13 protein-coding genes are annotated in these 14,956 nt (G+C 73.2%); 6 read left to right on the forward strand and 7 right to left on the reverse strand.

Annotated elements, in window-relative coordinates; translation table 11 throughout:
- Nucleotides 1–80 precede the first annotated feature (80 nt).
- The 3 genes from ACZ45T_RS22775 to ACZ45T_RS22785 all read right to left on the reverse strand — a co-directional run bounded on the left by ACZ45T_RS22775 (nucleotide 81) and on the right by ACZ45T_RS22785 (nucleotide 4,015).
- On the reverse strand, nucleotides 81–395 hold the full coding sequence (locus ACZ45T_RS22775; protein ID WP_468444077.1) for a (2Fe-2S)-binding protein: 315 nt from the start codon (nucleotides 393–395) through the stop codon (nucleotides 81–83).
- Nucleotides 392–1,540 carry an NAD(P)/FAD-dependent oxidoreductase gene (locus ACZ45T_RS22780; protein WP_468444079.1) on the reverse strand — a complete coding sequence of 383 codons (1,149 nt, stop codon included), beginning with the start codon at nucleotides 1,538–1,540 and terminating at the stop codon, nucleotides 392–394. Before ACZ45T_RS22780 ends, ACZ45T_RS22775 begins: the two co-directional genes overlap by 4 nt.
- A gap of 81 nt (nucleotides 1,541–1,621) precedes the next feature.
- Nucleotides 1,622–4,015 (reverse strand): collagenase, encoded by a 2,394-nt coding sequence (locus ACZ45T_RS22785; protein ID WP_468444081.1) that lies wholly within the window; start codon nucleotides 4,013–4,015, stop codon nucleotides 1,622–1,624.
- 187 nt (nucleotides 4,016–4,202) lie between these two features.
- Between ACZ45T_RS22785 and ACZ45T_RS22790 the strand changes: the two genes are divergently transcribed.
- Nucleotides 4,203–5,576, forward strand: a complete 1,374-nt coding sequence (locus tag ACZ45T_RS22790) for an aminopeptidase P family protein (protein ID WP_468444083.1) — start codon at nucleotides 4,203–4,205, stop codon at nucleotides 5,574–5,576.
- 25 nt (nucleotides 5,577–5,601) lie between these two features.
- Here the strand turns inward: ACZ45T_RS22790 and ACZ45T_RS22795 are convergent, their stop codons facing one another.
- The gene (locus ACZ45T_RS22795) at nucleotides 5,602–7,539 is read right to left on the reverse strand and encodes a serine/threonine-protein kinase (RefSeq protein WP_468444085.1); all 1,938 of its coding nucleotides are present in this window, start codon (nucleotides 7,537–7,539) and stop codon (nucleotides 5,602–5,604) included.
- Nucleotides 7,540–7,614: 75 nt separating this feature from the next.
- Entirely contained in the window at nucleotides 7,615–8,541 is a 927-nt protein-coding gene (locus ACZ45T_RS22800; protein ID WP_468444087.1) for a LysR family transcriptional regulator, read from the reverse strand.
- A 111-nt stretch (nucleotides 8,542–8,652) separates the two neighbouring features.
- On the opposite strand from ACZ45T_RS22800, the gene ACZ45T_RS22805 reads away from it, so the two are divergent.
- Both ACZ45T_RS22805 and ACZ45T_RS22810 read left to right on the forward strand, forming a co-directional pair.
- Nucleotides 8,653–9,408, forward strand: coding sequence for an SDR family NAD(P)-dependent oxidoreductase (locus tag ACZ45T_RS22805; RefSeq protein ID WP_468444089.1), 756 nt, complete (start codon nucleotides 8,653–8,655; stop codon nucleotides 9,406–9,408).
- Between the two features lie 42 nt (nucleotides 9,409–9,450).
- On the forward strand, nucleotides 9,451–9,657 hold the full coding sequence (locus ACZ45T_RS22810; protein WP_468444091.1) for a tautomerase family protein: 207 nt from the start codon (nucleotides 9,451–9,453) through the stop codon (nucleotides 9,655–9,657).
- Between the two features lie 191 nt (nucleotides 9,658–9,848).
- Here the strand turns inward: ACZ45T_RS22810 and ACZ45T_RS22815 are convergent, their stop codons facing one another.
- Nucleotides 9,849–10,247 carry a RidA family protein gene (locus ACZ45T_RS22815; protein WP_468444093.1) on the reverse strand — a complete coding sequence of 133 codons (399 nt, stop codon included), beginning with the start codon at nucleotides 10,245–10,247 and terminating at the stop codon, nucleotides 9,849–9,851.
- On the reverse strand, nucleotides 10,244–11,383 hold the full coding sequence (locus ACZ45T_RS22820; RefSeq protein ID WP_468444095.1) for an acyl-CoA dehydrogenase family protein: 1,140 nt from the start codon (nucleotides 11,381–11,383) through the stop codon (nucleotides 10,244–10,246). Before ACZ45T_RS22820 ends, ACZ45T_RS22815 begins: the two co-directional genes overlap by 4 nt.
- 120 nt (nucleotides 11,384–11,503) lie before the next feature.
- Between ACZ45T_RS22820 and ACZ45T_RS22825 the strand changes: the two genes are divergently transcribed.
- The 3 genes from ACZ45T_RS22825 to ACZ45T_RS22835 all read left to right on the forward strand — a co-directional run bounded on the left by ACZ45T_RS22825 (nucleotide 11,504) and on the right by ACZ45T_RS22835 (nucleotide 14,909).
- On the forward strand, nucleotides 11,504–13,153 hold the full coding sequence (locus ACZ45T_RS22825) for an AMP-binding protein (protein WP_468444097.1): 1,650 nt from the start codon (nucleotides 11,504–11,506) through the stop codon (nucleotides 13,151–13,153).
- A 4-nt stretch (nucleotides 13,154–13,157) separates the two neighbouring features.
- On the forward strand, nucleotides 13,158–13,958 hold the full coding sequence (locus tag ACZ45T_RS22830; RefSeq protein ID WP_468444099.1) for a PaaX family transcriptional regulator: 801 nt from the start codon (nucleotides 13,158–13,160) through the stop codon (nucleotides 13,956–13,958).
- A gap of 111 nt (nucleotides 13,959–14,069) precedes the next feature.
- A complete protein-coding gene (locus ACZ45T_RS22835; RefSeq protein ID WP_468444101.1) occupies nucleotides 14,070–14,909 on the forward strand; it encodes a GNAT family N-acetyltransferase in 840 nt (279 codons plus the stop codon).
- The last annotated feature ends 47 nt before the right edge of the window (nucleotides 14,910–14,956 follow it).

The raw sequence follows: 14,956 nt of genomic DNA on the forward strand, positions 1-14,956 counted from the left end.
TGGCAGCCGGCGCCGGTACGGGCACGGCAGCGGGACCCGGCGAACCTGCGGGATCCGCGCGGCCCGCGCGACCGGCGGGCTCAGACGGCGAGCTCGGCATGGCCGGTTCCCTCCTGGGTGGTGACGATGTCGCCGGCGCGGGCCGGGACCAGGCAGGCGCGCTGGTTCGGGCGGCCGTTGACGGTGACGAGGCAGTCGTAGCAGCTGCCGATCCCGCAGAACGCGCCGCGCGGGGCGCCGCCCTCGCGGGTGGTCCGCCAGGCGAGGATCCCGGCGGCCCAGAGGACGGCGGCGAGGCTCTGGCCCTCCTGCGCGGGCAGTTCCCGGCCGTCGAAGGTGATCTCGTACGCGGCCACCGGGGCGCCGCCGACCAGTGCGCGGGGGTTTCTCTTCATCGGTCGGCCTCCGCGAATCGGTCGGGGCGGAACGGGTGCATGGGGAGGGCGGGTTCGGCTCCCGAGAGGGCGGCCGCCATCAGCAGGCCGGTGGCGGGGGCCAGGCCGATGCCCGCGCCCTCGTGGCCGCAGGCGTGCAGCAGTCCGGGGCGGCGGGGGTCCAGGCCGATCGCCGGGAGGTGGTCGGGGAGGTAGGGGCGGAAACCGTGGTAAGTGCGCAGGACCCGGACGTCGGCCAGGACGGGGAAGAGCGCCGCCGCTTGGGAGGCCAGGCGGCGCAGGGCCTCCGTGGAGAGGGTGCGGTCGAAGCCGACCCGCTCCCGGGTGGCGCCGATCAGCACCGGGCCCGACGGGGTGCCCTCGACCACCGCCGAGGACTGCAGGGCCGCGGAGCCGCTGGCGACGTCCGCGATGTAGTCGGCGGCGTAGACCTTGTGCCGGACCACCCGCGGCAGCGGCTCGGTCACCAGGACGAAGCCGCGCCGCGGGAGGACGGGCAGGGTGACCCCGGCCAGTTCGGCGATGTGGCCGCCCCAGGTGCCGGCCGCGTTCACCACGGCCGGGGCCAGGAGTTCTCGGCGCGGGGTGCTGACCCCTCGTACGGCACCCCGGTCCAGGAGAACGCCCGTCACCTCCTCTCCGAGGTACACCTCGGCGCCCGACGCGGCCAGCAGCCGGGCCGCCGCCTGGGCGGGCTGGACCTGGGCGTCCTGGGGGTAGTGGAATCCGCCCGCCAGGCCCGGAGCCAGGTGCGGCTCCAGGTCGTACAGGGCGTCCGCCGCCACCTCGATCGCGTCGACCCCGACGGCGCGCTGGCCGTCCGCGAAGCTCCGCAGGGCCTTCAGGGTGGTCTCGTCCGGGGCGACGACCAGTCCGCCCTTGGGCTCGTACTCGATCTCGCGCGGGAGGACCGCGGCGAGTTCGGTCCAGAGCCGGGTGGACAGCAGGGCGAGGTCCAGTTCCGGTCCGGCCCCCTTGTCGGAGACGAGCAGGTTGCCTTCGCCGGCGCCGGTGGTGCCGCCCGCGACGGGGCCGCGGTCGACCACAGCCACGGACAGTCCGGCGCGGGCCGCGTAGTACGCGCACGCCGCACCGACGACGCCGGCGCCGATGATCACGGCGTCCAAGGAGTGTCTGTTGAGCACGACAGTAATATGTCACATTCTTTAGTGCCTGCCCAGACCGGTCCCGCACCCTCCTCAGGCGCGGGACCGGTCCGGAGACGATCAGCTGCGGAGGGGGCCCTCACAGCTGTAACTCGAGGTGCCGGCGACCTTGTTGGACCAGATCTCCAGCGGGCCGAAGGAACAGTTCATGTCGGCGAGGTTGTTGGAGGCCGCGCCCGCCCGGTCGAGGATGAAGTAGTCGACCGTCTCCGAGACGTCCTTGAAGTTCTGGTCGGCGCTGCGCCAGTTCTTCAGGTTCGCGGTGATCCGTCCGGTACAGGTGAAGCGGCGCTTGCCGGGGTCGCCGTTCTCCACGCAGTCCGGGGTGTTGTAGGTGGCCGTGGCGAAGGAGGACTTCACCGACGCGAGCGTCGAATCGCGCAGCTGGTCGTTCGGGGTGAAGGAGGTGTTCGGCACGAAGAGCTGGTCGACCTTGGCGATCTGCGCGTCCAGGAAGCGGTCGTAGTCGCGCTGGAGGTAGGTGTCGGAGCCCATCCGGTGGCGCCAGTCGTCGTACGCGGCCACGTCGTTGTTGCGCAGGTGGGTGTACATCTCGCGCAGGAGGGTGGGCTTCTCGGTCCACAGGAACTCGAAGAAGGTGCCCGCGTAGCTGTAGAAGCGGAAGCCGTCGCCGTCGTAGGTGGCGTTCAGCAGCTGCTCGACGCTCATGCGCGGGCCGCCGCCGGCCGTGTCGCTCATGACGCTCTTGACGAGGGACTTGCGGACGGCGATGCCGTTGTCGCGGGTGGCGCCGTCGAAGAACTCGGCGGTGCCCTCGTCCATCGCGGTCGTACGGTCGCTCTCGTACCAGGGGCCCTGGCCGAAGAAGCCGGGGACGGCGAAGCGGCCGTTGAGGTAGTGCGTGTACTCGTGGCGGAAGAGCTCCTCGAGAGTGAGGGAGGAGTCCTGCGGGACGCGCCGCTGGTACGTATAGAAGGTGGCCCCGTTCTCGATGTACATGCCGCCGTTGTTGGTGCCGTAGCCGGTCAGCATCGTCTGGTAGGTCACGTAGTCGGCGCGGGAGGCGTACAGCACGATGTTCAGCGTGGCGTTGGGGTCGCCCGCGAGCGGCTGCTCGGTGCCGAGCACGCGGTGGTACTGCGCCTTGACCTGCTTGCTCGCGTAGTACAGCTGGTCGACGGTGGCCCGGTCGAGGGCCGTGCGCACCTTGATGGCGCCGTTGTCGTAGACGTAGGTGTTCGGGAAGAGCATCTTCTCGATGTCCTCCTTGCACACCCCGTACGGCTTGCAGGCCTCGTAGAAGTTGAGCCAGGAGACGACCGCGGCCCACGGCTCGCTGCCGTTGCCGAAGTTGGTCTTCGTGGTCTCCAGCAGGCCGCCGAGGTCCGCGACGATCTGGCCCTTGAGGCCGTCGATCTGGCCGAAGCGGCCGTACTCGGACATCGCGTCGCGCACCAGCCAGGCGTTGGCCGTGCCCTTGAGGTGGGTGTAGGTCGCGAAGGCCTTGAAGGTGGCGCGGTACGAGGCGTCGCCCGCGGCCGCGGCGTGGAAGGCGGCGTCCTGGTTGCCCGGGTAGACGCCGAGGTAGTTGACGGAGAGCGCGGCCAGCGCGGCGCCCGCCCAGGCGGTGTCGTGGTGGGTGGCCGGGTGGGCCGCGTCCATGGTGGCCAGGACCTTCTTGATGAGGCCGAGCTGGTGCTGGCGCAGGCCCGGGGCGCTGGCGGCGTAGAGGGCCTCGCGCAGGGTACGGGCGTTGGACGGCGTGACGTCGAAGGTGCGGGCCGCGTTGCCGAAGTCGGCGATGGCCTGGCGCATGGCGTTCACGGTCGGGGCGTCGGTGACGTCGATCTCGGAGCGCGAGTAGTCGTGGTAGGCGACCGCGTGCAGGTACGTGAACATCTCCTCCAGGTGGGAGGAGTTGCGGCCGTCGTGCGCGGCGGCCAGGCCGGATATCCGGCGGGAGACGGCCTGGACGTGCGCGTCGGACATCACGGGCGCGAGCCGGGCGTCCCAGGTCCAGATGAGCCCGCGCAGGCAGCCGTCGGCGGTGACGGCCTGGTCGGCGAGGAAGTCCGCGAACTGCTCCGGGGTGAGGTTCTTGATCCCGTCGAGGGTGCAGGGCACGCCCGCGGCGACGCTCCGCGCGGTGGGGACCGCCTGGACCGCCTTGCTGGTCTTCTCCACGGCCTGCTTGGACACGGCGTCGGCGGCGGCCGTCGACGCGCCGGGGACCTGCCCGGTGAGGGCCTGGCCGCCGGGGGCAGGGGCGGGGGCCGGGGTGCTGTCCTTCGCGTCGGCGAGGCGGTCGACCTCGTCGAAGGGATTTCCGGTGGGTCCGGAGGCCGGGGCGGCGGGGGCGGCCTGGGCTCCGGCGAAGGCGGCCGGGGCCGCGGACTCGACCGCCTGCGTCGTGGCCTGTCCCGCGGTGGCGAGGAGGGTCACCGCGACGGCGGAAGCGAGAAGGGAAGAGCGCACAGCTCTGTGCTTGAGCACCGAGAACTCCTGTTTGGAGAGGCAAAGGTGGGGGGTGGTGCGTGAACTGCCCTGGGTCAACTGCTCTGTGTCACACGGCGTTTGACGGGAGTTAACGTGCCGCGATGTGAGCTGTAACATAGTAATGTGAAATTGCACTGACAAGACCTGTGCGCCCACCAGTTCGCATCTTTCTTGAAGGAGCCTCGTGACCGACACCGCCGCCCGCCTCAACACGGGCAGTCACGACCGCCCGGTATCCACGGAGTTGTCCCGCTTCATGGCGGGCAACTGGGCCGCGTCCCCCCTGCCCGACTCCACACGCGTCCCGGCCCACGCCGTCACCCCGGCCCGCCGGGCCCGGCTCTCGGCCCGCTTCCCCGGCGAGCGGCTGATCATCCCTGCCGGTGAGCTGAAGGTCCGCTCCAACGATTGCGACTACCGCTTCCGCCCGCACAGCGCGTACGCCTGGCTGACGGGCCTCACCGGCGAGGACCAGGCCGGCCACGTCCTGGTCATGGAGCCCTCGGGCCCTCACGCCCACGAGGCGGTGCTGTACCTGCGCCCGCGCTCACCGCGGGCCGAGGGCAGCGGGGAGTTCTTCCGCGACCGCCGCTACGGGGAGTTCTGGGTGGGCCGCCGTCCCGACCTCGCGGAGGCGGAGCGCCTCACCGGCATCCGCTGCGCGCACCTGGACGGGCTCGGCACCCCGGCGGGCCGCGACGCGGCCCACGACGCCGAGCTCGCCTCCGCGCTGTCGGAGCTGCGCCTGGTGAAGGACGCGTGGGAGGTCGAGCAGCTCCAGCTGGCCGTCGACCACACCACGGCGGGCTTCGAGGACGTTGTACGGGCCCTGCCGCGCGCCCTGGCGCATCCGCGCGGGGAGCGGTGGCTCGAAGGGGTCTTCGGCCTGCGCGCACGGGCCGAGGGCAACGGCACCGGTTACGAGACGATCGCGGCGTCGGGCGCCCACGCGTGCGTCCTGCACTGGATCCGCAACGACGGCCGGCTCAGCGGGGACGAACTCCTCCTGCTGGACGCGGGCGTGGAGACGGACACCCTCTACACGGCGGACATCACCCGCACCCTCCCGCTGTCGGGCCGCTTCTCCCCCGTCCAGCGGCAGGTCTACGAGCTGGTCCTGGCCGCGCAGGATGCGGGCATGGCGGCGCTGCGCCCCGGGGCGAGCTTCGGGGACTTCCACCGGGCCGGAATGCGGGTGATCGCGGAGGGCCTCGCGGAGTGGGGCGTCCTGAAGAACGCGGAGGGCGACCTGCACCGGCGGTACACGCTGTGCAGCAGCGGGCACATGCTGGGCCTGGACGTGCACGACTGCGCCAAGGCGCGGGCGGAGACGTACCTGGACGGCGTCCTGGAGGAGGGCCAGGTCCTGACGGTGGAGCCGGGCCTGTACCTCCAGCCGGACGACGAGACCCTCCCGGCGGAGCTCCGGGGCATCGGCGTCCGCATCGAGGACGACCTGGTGATCACCGCGGACGGCGCGCGCCTGATGTCGGGCGCGCTGCCGCGCACGGTCGCCGGGATCGAGGAGTGGATGGGCACCCTGCTGGACACTCCCTAGGGGGCCAGCAGGGCGGGGTGGGTGCCTACTGCTTCGTCCAGCGCTGGGACGCGTCCCCGGCGCAGCTCGACGTCACCAGGCCCTGGGCCATGCCCAGGTCGAGGCAGCCTCCGCTGAAGTCGTTGCGCAGGCTGCCGTCCGAACCGTTGCGCCACACCCGGCCGGTGTCCTGGGCGCAGTCGCCCACGAAGACGGCCTGGCCGAGCATGTTGGCGTACAGGCACCCGCCGCTCTGCTGGTTGACGAGTTTGAAACTGCCGTCGGACCTGCTCTGCACCTTCCACTTGGCGGTGGCGTCCGAGCAGTCGCCGTGGTCCGACGAGCCGTAGACCTGGGTGATGCAGTGGCCGTTGTCGCCGTTGCGGTAGCGGTAGGTGCCGGAAGCGGGGGGCGGGGCGGCCGTGGTCGCCCCGCCGCCGGAGGGCGGCGGAGTGCCGGCGCCGGTCGAGCTGCCGGAGCTCGCGGAACCGCCCGAGCCCTTCGGCGTACCGCTGCCGCTGCCCGTTCCGGTGCCGGTGCCGACGCTGGTACCCGTACCTCCGGCGCCCGAGACGTTGGTCCCGGCGGACCCTCCCTGGCCCTGGTTCGCGGCGCCCTCCTCGACCTTGCCGTCGGCGGGCGGCGGCGCCGGTGAGGCCGCGCCCGGCGGGCTGCTGCCCGCGGTCGACGCCGTCGGGTCGGCGGGCGCCCCGACCGAGGTGGACGGGGAGGCGCCCGCCTCGGCCTGCGGCGAGGACGTGTGCGGCAGGTACTGGATGGCGAGCGTCGTACCGCTTCCGACCAGGACGACGGGGACGACCGCGAGGAGCACGCGGGTACGGCGGCGGCGTTCGGGCCGCCGCGGTGCTTCCGGTTCCGGACGGGACCCGACCTCGGGCGCCGCGGGTTCGGCCTTCTTCGCGGGCTCCTTCGCGGGCCCGTTCTCCGGTTCCTTCTCGGACTCCTTCTCCGGCTCTTCCTCCGTGCCCTTCTCCGGCCCCTTCTCCGATCCCTTCTGCGGTTCCGGTCGTGCGCCGGCGAGCGGGAGCGTCGGTACGTCGACCTCCTGTACGTCGGCGGCGAAGGCGGCCCGCTCCGACAGTCGCTCGGTGATCGCCGCCGGCCACAGCGGGGCCGCGAACGGGCCGTGCAGCGACGCGCGTTCGAGGAGTTCGGCTGCGGTGGGCCGCTCGTCGGGGTCCTTCTCCAGGCAGGCCGCGACGAGGTCCGCGAGGGCCGGCTCCAGCTCCCGCAGCGGCTCCAGATCGGGTTCCTCGTGGACGATGCGGTACAGCACGCCGTGCCCCGACTCGTCCCCGAAGGGCGGCCGGCCGCTCGCCGCGTACGCGAGCACCGACCCCAGCGCGAACACATCGGTGGCGCCGCTCAACCGCCGCTTGCCCGAGGCCTGTTCGGGCGCCATGTAGGCGGGCGTGCCCACGACCATGCCGGTCCGGGTCAGCTGGCTCTGCTCGGCGGCCCGGGCGACGCCGAAGTCGATGAGGGTGAGACCGTCGAGGGTCAGCATGACGTTGGACGGCTTGAGGTCCCGGTGCACCATGTCCAGCGCGTGCACCGCCGCGAGGCCGGCCGCCGCCTCCCGCAGCAGCAGCCACAGCGCCTGCGCGGGCAGGGGCCTGCCGTTCAGGTCGAGGGCCTCCCTCAGGGTGAGCCCGGGGACGTACGCGGTGACGAACCACGGCGGCCGCGCGGTGCGGTCGCTGTCGAGCAGCGGCGCGGTGGCTCCTTCGGGCAGCCGGGCGAGGTTGTCCAGCTCGTGCCCGAAGCGGCGCAGGAAGTCCTTGTCCTCGCCGACGACGGAGGGCAGCAACTGCTTGACGGCGACATACCGGCCCTCTCGGACACCGAGGTACACCCGCCCCATACCGCCGGCCCCGAGCCGGCCCGCCAGCGGTATCGACCCGATCTGATGCGGATCCCCCGCCTCCAGCGGCCCGGCCCCGCTCCCCCTCAGCTCCAACACGTCAGCCCCGCCTGAATTGGAATCAGTTTCTAGAAATCTACCCGATGAACCTCAAACCCAACGCCTCCTGCAAGCCTAGGACTTGACGGACGGGACTTGGCCGTGGGGGGTCTTGAGACGGGCCATGAGCTCCTCGACGAAGGCCTCGACGTGCGGCGGACGCGGGCCCGTGCGGGTGGCGCAGAACCAGGTGCGGGTCAGCGGCTGCGCGCCGATGCGGACCAGGGCGAGGCCGTGCGAGGCCACGTACGGGGCGGCCACCCAGTTGGGCAGCACCGTCGCGCCCTGGCCGCCCGCGACCATCTCGACCACCAGGTCGGTCACCACCGGCATGGTGGTGATCCGGGCCGGCCGGGCCCCGGCGGGGAGCGGCAGCGGCATCGACGGAATGCGCTTCTGGTCGTAGAACTCGTAGAGGACCAGATCGGCGCCGTCGAAGTCACGGGCGGTCAGGTGCGCGCGCGAGGCCCACGGGTGCCCGGCCGGCACCACGGCCATCATCTCGTCGTCGAACAGCCTGGTCAGGGACACCCGGTCCATCTGCAGATCGGGCTTCGTGACGAGCGCCACGTCGACCCGGTCGGCCAGCAGCGCCGGGATCGGCGCGTCGTCGGGGACGGTCTCGATGCGCACGTCGACGTCCGGCTCGCGCTCGCGGAAGGCGCGGAGCACGGGCGGCAGCCACGGGAAGGTGGTGCTGCACTGGGCGGTGAAGCGCACCCGCCGGTCGCGCCCGTCGCGGATCTCCCGCAGGTCGCGGGTGGCCGACTCCAGTTCGCCGAGGACGTGGCGGGCCGCGACCAGCAGCCGGCGGCCCGCGGCGTTGGGGACCAGGCGGCGGCCCTTGCGGTCGAAGAGGGGCATGCCCAGGCGGGCTTCCAGCCGGGTGAGCCGCTGGCTGAGGGCGGGCTGGCTCACGTAGAGCCGCTCGGCGGCCGCGGTCAGCGAGCCGGCTTCGGCGGTGGCGTCCAGGAGTTCCAGGTCACGCAGGTCCACATCCATAACGCAGGATTATGACATGCTCCAATTTCCGTCGTGGTGTTATCGGTTGAAGGTTCGTAGGTTTCTGGTGTCAGCAGGACGAACCAAGCCGCCACGAAAGGCACTTGCATCATGACCGACACCGCCACCACGACCACCTCCACGACCGCTCTCGTCACCGGATCCTCCAGCGGCATCGGCCTGGACATCGCCCGCGCCTTCCTGGCGAGCGGCGCGAACGTCGTCCTCAACGGGCGGGACGCCGAGCGCCTCACCAAGGCCGCGGCCGGTCTCGGCCACCCGGAGCGGACCGCGTGGGTCGCGGGCGCCATCGCCGAACCGGCGACCGGCGAGGCGCTCGTGCGGACCGCGCTCGACCGCTTCGGCGGCATCGACGTCCTCGTCAACAACGCCGGCACCTTCGCCCCCAAGCCCTTCACCGACGTCACCGAGGAGGAGCTCGACGGCTTCCTGACCGGCAACCTCAAGGGCACCTACCTCACCACCCAGGCCGTGGTGCGGGCGCTACGCACGCAGGGCCGGGGCGGAAGCATCGTCAACATCGGCACGGTCCTGGTGGACCACGGGCTGGCGGGCTTCCCGTGCACCGCGCCGGTGGTCAGCAAGGCCGGTGTGCACGGGCTGACGACGAGCCTGGCCGCCGAGCTCGCCGCCGACGGCATCCGCGTCAACCTCGTGTCGCCCGGCATCATCCGCACCCCGCTGCACGCGGGCTCCGACGTGGACTCCTTCGGCGGGCTGGCCCTGCTGAACCGGGTCGGCGAGGTCTCCGAGATCTCCGAGGCGGTGCTGTACCTCGCGGGCGCCACGTTCGTCACGGGCCACGCCCTGCGGGTGGACGGCGGCCACGTCACCGGCCGCGCCTGAGCCTCGCCCTCGATCCCACTCACCGGAAGGACATCCATCACCATGCCGTACGTCAACGTCAAGATCACCCGTGAAGGCGCCACCGCCGCCCAGAAGGCCGAGATCATCGCCGGTGTGACCGACCTGCTGGTCAAGGTCCTGGACAAGGACCCGGCCACCACGTTCGTCCTCATCGACGAGGTCGCCCTGGAGGACTGGGGCGTGGGCGGCGTCCCGACGGACGAGTACCGCCGCCGCGCGCGGGGCTAGGCGGTCCGGGGCCGCTGCGCGGGGGCTCCCGGGCGCTGCCCGGACCCGCGCCTCAATCGCCGGCGCGGCTCGAGGACCGGGGCTCCGCCCCAGACCCCGCGCCTCAAACGCCGGCGAGGCTGAAATGCAGTCCCGCCCGGCGTTTGAGGCGCGGGGGTTCGGGGGCAGAGCCCCCGGCAGCGGCCGCAGGGCTACGCCAGGACCGCGACGCCGTCGAGTTCGACCATCGCCTGGTCGTCCCACAGGCGGACCACGCCGATGACGGCCATGGCCGGATAGTCCCGCCCCGCCAACCGCCGCCACACGCGGCCCAGTTCGGCCGCGTGCACGCGGTACGCCGCCACGTCCACCGCGTACACCGTCACCCTCGCCAGGTCCGCCGGGGCGCCACCCGCCGCGGCGAGGGCCGCCAGGAGGTTGGTCAGGGCCACCTCGAACTGCTGCGGCAGGCTCTCCCCCACCACCTTGCCCGAGGCGTCCAGCGCGGTCTGGCCCGCCAGGAACACCAGCCGCGAGCCGGTCGCGGCCACGGCGTGCGAGAAGCCCGTGGCGGGGGACAGCGACGCCGGGTTGATCCGCTCGAGGCTCATCCGGCCGCCACCTCCCCCGGCAGGGCCCGGTACAGCTCGCGCGCGATCACGGTCCGCTGCACCTCGCTCGCCCCTTCGTAGATCCTCGGCGCCCGCACCTCCCGGTAGAGGTGTTCCAGCAGGTGGCCCCGCTGGAGGGCGACCGCCCCGTGCAACTGGACCGCGTGGTCCACCACGTACTGGGCCGTCTCGGTGGCCAGCAGTTTCGCCATCGCCGCGCGCCCGGGAACATCCGCCGCGCCCCGGTCGTAGGCCCCGGCCGCCGCGTACACCAGCAGCCGGGCCGCCTCCGTGCGGGTGGCCATCTCGGCCACCCGGTGCGCCACCGCCTGGAGGTCGCTCAGCTTCCCGCCGAACGCGGCCCGGCCCGCCGTGTACGCGAGGGTCGCGTCCAGCGCGGCCCGGGCCATGCCCACCGCGAACGCACCGACGCTCGGCCGGAAGAGGTTCAGGGTGTCCATCGCGACGCGGAAGCCCCGCCCGGGCTCGCCGAGCAGGTCCCGCGGGCCGACCGGCACCCCGTCGAAGGACAGGGCCCCGATCGGGTGCGGGGAGAGCATGTCCAGCGCTTCGCCGGAGAGTCCGGGGCGGTCCCCCGGGACCAGGAAGGCCGAGACCCCCTTCGCCCCCGGCCCCTCACCCGTCCGGGCGAAGACGGTGTAGAAATCCGCCTCCGGGGCGTTGGAGATCCAGCGCTTCTCGCCGTTCAGCACCCAGCCTCCGCCGGAGGCCGGCGCGGCCTCCAGTTCCAGCGCCGCCGCGTCCGAGCCCGCCCCCGGCTCGCTCAGCGCGAAGGCCGCCACCGCCCGCCCGGCGCGCACCTGCGGCAGCCAGCGCTCCCGCTGCGCCCGGCTCCCCGCCCGCAGGACCGGGTACGCCCCCAGCCCCTGGAGGGCGAGCGCCGTCTCGGCCTCCGTGCAGCCGTAGGCGAGGGACTCCCGCAGCAGGCACAGTTCCAGCGCGCCGGAGGCGAACACCCGCTCCAGCAGGCCCAGCTCCCCCAGCGCGGCCAGCAACGGCCGGTTGACCCTCCCCGGTTCCCCCTTCTCGGCCAGCGGCCTCAGCCGCCGGGCCGACAGTGCGCGCAACTGCCCGCACCATTCCTCCTGGTCCACCCCGAGCGCGAATCCGGTCATCCGAATGTCCCCGCATCTATCGCGTCCTGTTGACTGCCGTCACCATCACGATACGCTCGTGATGCAGTCGCACGGCCGGATCCACCTCACCCGGGACCGTCGCAAGGGGGCGAACCCGCCTTGGAGCTCAAGCCTTCCGCTCACACCGACACCTTCGCCCGTGACCATCTGCCCCCCGTGGACACCTGGCCGGAGCTGCTCTTCGAACTGCCCGAACTGGCCTACCCGGACCGCCTGAACTGCGGGGCCGAGCTGCTCGACGCCACCATCGCCCGCTTCGGTCCCGCCGGCGCCGACCGCCCGGCCTTCCGCAGCGGCACGGGCGAGGTGTGGACGTACGGGGCCCTGCGCGAGCGCGTGGACCGCCTCGCCCACGTGCTCACCCTCGACCTCGGCGTCGTCCCCGGCAACCGGGTGCTGCTGCGCGGCCCCACCGGCCCCTGGCTCGCCGCCTGCTGGCTCGCGGTGATGAAGGCGGGCGCGGTGGCCGTGACCGTACTGCCCCAGCAGCGCGCGCAGGAGCTGGCCACGGTGTGCGCGATGGCCCGGGTACGGCACGCCCTGTGCCATGCGGACGTCCTGGACGACCTGGTCAAGGCCGAGGTGCCGGGGCTGCGGATCACCGCGTACGGGGGCGGGGCCGAGGACGATCTGCTTCGGCTGGCCGAGCGGCACCAGGAGCCCTTCCCGGCCGCCCCGACCTCCGCGGACGACGTCGCCCTGATCGCCTTCACCTCGGGGACCACCGGGCGGCCCAAGGGCTGCATGCACTTCCACCGCGACCTGCTCGCCGTCGCCGACACCTTCTCCCGCAGCGTGCTGCGGCCCCGCCCGGACGACGTCTTCGCGGGCAGTCCGCCGCTCGGGTTCACCTTCGGCCTCGGCGGGCTGGTCGTCTTCCCGCTGCGGGCCGGGGCGTCCGCGCTGCTGCTGGAGGAGGCGGTGCCGCGGCGGCTGCTGCCCGCGCTCGCGGAGCACCGGGTGACGGTGCTGTTCACCGCGCCCACCGCGTACCGGACGATGCTGGACGCCCTGGGCCCGTACGACGTGGGCATGTACGACCTGTCCGCGCTGCGCCGCTGCGTCTCGGCCGGGGAGAACCTGCCGGCCGCCACCTGGCGGGCCTGGTACGAGCGCACCGGCCTGCGGATCATCAACGGCATCGGGGCGACCGAGCTGCTGCACATCTTCATCTCCGCCGCCGACGAGGACATCCGCCCCGGTACGACCGGCCGGGTGGTCCCGGGCTGGCAGGCCCGGGTGGTGGACCCGTCCGGCCGGCCCGTCGCGGACAACGAGCCGGGGCTGCTGGCCGTGCGGGGCCCGGTGGGCTGCCGCTACCTGGCCGATCCCCGGCAGGGGGAGTACGTACAAGGCGGCTGGAACCTCACCGGCGACACCTACGTGCGCGATCCGGAGGGCTACTTCCGCTACGTCGCCCGGGCCGACGACATGATCATCTCGGCCGGGTACAACATCGCGGGCCCGGAGGAGGAGGAAGCCCTGCTGCGCCACCCGGACGTGGTCGAGGCGGCGGTGGTGGGCCGCCCGGACGAGCGACGCGGGCAGATCGTGGTGGCGTACACCGTGACACGTGACGGAGTGGTGCTGACGGAGGAGGCCCTGCGCGCCTTCATGCGGGCGGAACTGGCCCCGCACAAGTGCCCGCGCTCCTTCGTCTTCCTGCCCGCGCTCCCCCGTACGGCGACGGGCAAGCTCCAGCGCTTCCGGCTGCGCGATCATGGGGCGGCCGGAGAGGTCTTAGAGTGAAACCGTGGTCGAGCAGCACACCCCGCGATCCCTGATCGTCACGTTCTACGGAGCCTACGGACGGGCCTTCGATGGCCCGGTCCCGGTCTCCGCGCTGGTCCGCCTGCTGGGCGCGGTCGGCGTGGACGCCCCGTCGGTCCGCTCGTCGGTGTCCCGGCTGAAGCGGCGCGGCTTCCTGCTGCCCGAGCGCGCGGCGGACGGCTCCGCGGCGTACGGGCTCTCCGAGGAGGCGCGGCAGCTGCTGGACGACGGCGACCGGCGGATCTACGGCAGCCCGGAGCTGACGGACGAGTGGCTGGTGGCGGTGTTCTCCGTCCCGGAGCAGGAGCGGCACAAGCGGCACCTGCTGCGCTCCCGGCTGGCCCGGCTCGGTTTCGGCGCGGTGGCGCCGGGCGTGTGGATCGCCCCGGCCCGGCTGTCCGAGGAGACCGCGCACACGCTGGAGCGCCTGCACCTGACGCCGTACGTGGAACTGTTCCGCGGCGCCCACCTCGGTTTCGCCCCGACCGCCGAGGCGGTGGCCCGCTGGTGGGACCTGGCGTCCCTGGCCAAGCAGCACGAGGAGTTCCTCGATCTGCACGAACCTGCCCTGCGCGCCCTCCAGTCGGGACCGGAGCCCACCCCGGAGGAGGCCTACCGCGGCTACCTCCTCGCGCTGGACACCTGGCGCCGGCTGCCGTACGCCGACCCGGGCCTGCCGCGCGAGCTGCTTCCGGCGGACTGGCCGGGCGACCGGGCGGCGGCCGTCTTCGCCGAACTCCACGTGCGGCTACGGGAACCGGGCGGGCGCTTCGCGCGACCGTGACGGCGGTCCGGACACCGTGCCGCCGCCGTGGTGGCCGGGGTGGCCGCCCGCCTGAGGCGGCCCCCGCGGAAAGCGGGTGCGCGCGGGGCCGACGGGGGGTCAGGATGTGCCATGACTTGGACTTTCACTTCCGATCTGGCCGCCTATCTCGCCGCGGCAGGGCCGGCCGTGGCCGCGCAGCCCGTGCCCAACACCCTCCTTCTGACCGTCGCCGACGCGCTGGAACGGCGCGGGCCGCACGCCTACGGGCCGGCCGACCCCTTCTTCGGCTGGTGGACCGGGGCCGATGGAACCGTTTCCGGGGCCCTGCTGTGCACCCCTCCGTATCGCTTGCAGCTCGGTGCAGTGCCCGACCAGGCGGTGCGGGCGCTGGCGGACGCACTGGCCACCGAGCCGCTGCTCGCCGGGCTCAGCGGCATCAGCGCCCGGCGCCGCGACGCGGACGTGCTGGCCGGGGCCTGGGGGCGGCCGTTCCGGGTCGGCGAGGAGAGCCGCCTGTACCGGCTGGCCGGGCTGATCGCCCCGGATCCGGCGCCGGCCGGGCGGGCCCGGCCCGCCACCGAGGCGGAGCTCCCGCTCCTGCTGGCGTGGATCCGGGATTTCAACCAGGAGGTCGAGGAGCCGGGCGAGCCCTCCGAATCCGCCCTGCGCGACCGGATCTCGTACGGCGGCATCGTGCTCTGGGAGCACGAGGGGAACCCCGTCTCGCTGGCCTCCTTCTCCCGTCCGATCGGCTCGGCATCCCGGGTGGGCCCGGTCTACACCCCGCCCGAGCTCCGCGGCCGCGGCTACGCCGCCGGGGTCACGCACGCGGCGAGCGAAGCGGCGTACGCGGCGGGCGCCTCGGAGGTCCTGCTCTTCACGGACCTGGCCAACCCGACCAGCAACGGCATCTACCTGCGCCTGGGCTACACCCCGGTCGAGGACCGCGCCGAGATCCTCGACGCATGAGCACGCAGAGCACGCAGAGCACGCGGAGCACGCCCGGGCCCCGCCCG

Source organism: Streptomyces sp. NPDC030995 (genome assembly GCF_055571215.1).

Coding starts and splice junctions, on each gene's coding strand:
- ACZ45T_RS22775 (WP_468444077.1), bottom strand. CDS start 395: ATGAAGAGAAACCCCCGCGCACTGGTCGGCGGCGCCCCGGTGGCCGCG.
- ACZ45T_RS22800 (WP_468444087.1), bottom strand. CDS start 8,541: ATGGATGTGGACCTGCGTGACCTGGAACTCCTGGACGCCACCGCCGAA.
- ACZ45T_RS22805 (WP_468444089.1), top strand. CDS start 8,653: ATGACCGACACCGCCACCACGACCACCTCCACGACCGCTCTCGTCACC.
- ACZ45T_RS22810 (WP_468444091.1), top strand. CDS start 9,451: ATGCCGTACGTCAACGTCAAGATCACCCGTGAAGGCGCCACCGCCGCC.
- ACZ45T_RS22815 (WP_468444093.1), bottom strand. CDS start 10,247: ATGAGCCTCGAGCGGATCAACCCGGCGTCGCTGTCCCCCGCCACGGGC.
- ACZ45T_RS22820 (WP_468444095.1), bottom strand. CDS start 11,383: ATGACCGGATTCGCGCTCGGGGTGGACCAGGAGGAATGGTGCGGGCAG.
- ACZ45T_RS22835 (WP_468444101.1), top strand. CDS start 14,070: ATGACTTGGACTTTCACTTCCGATCTGGCCGCCTATCTCGCCGCGGCA.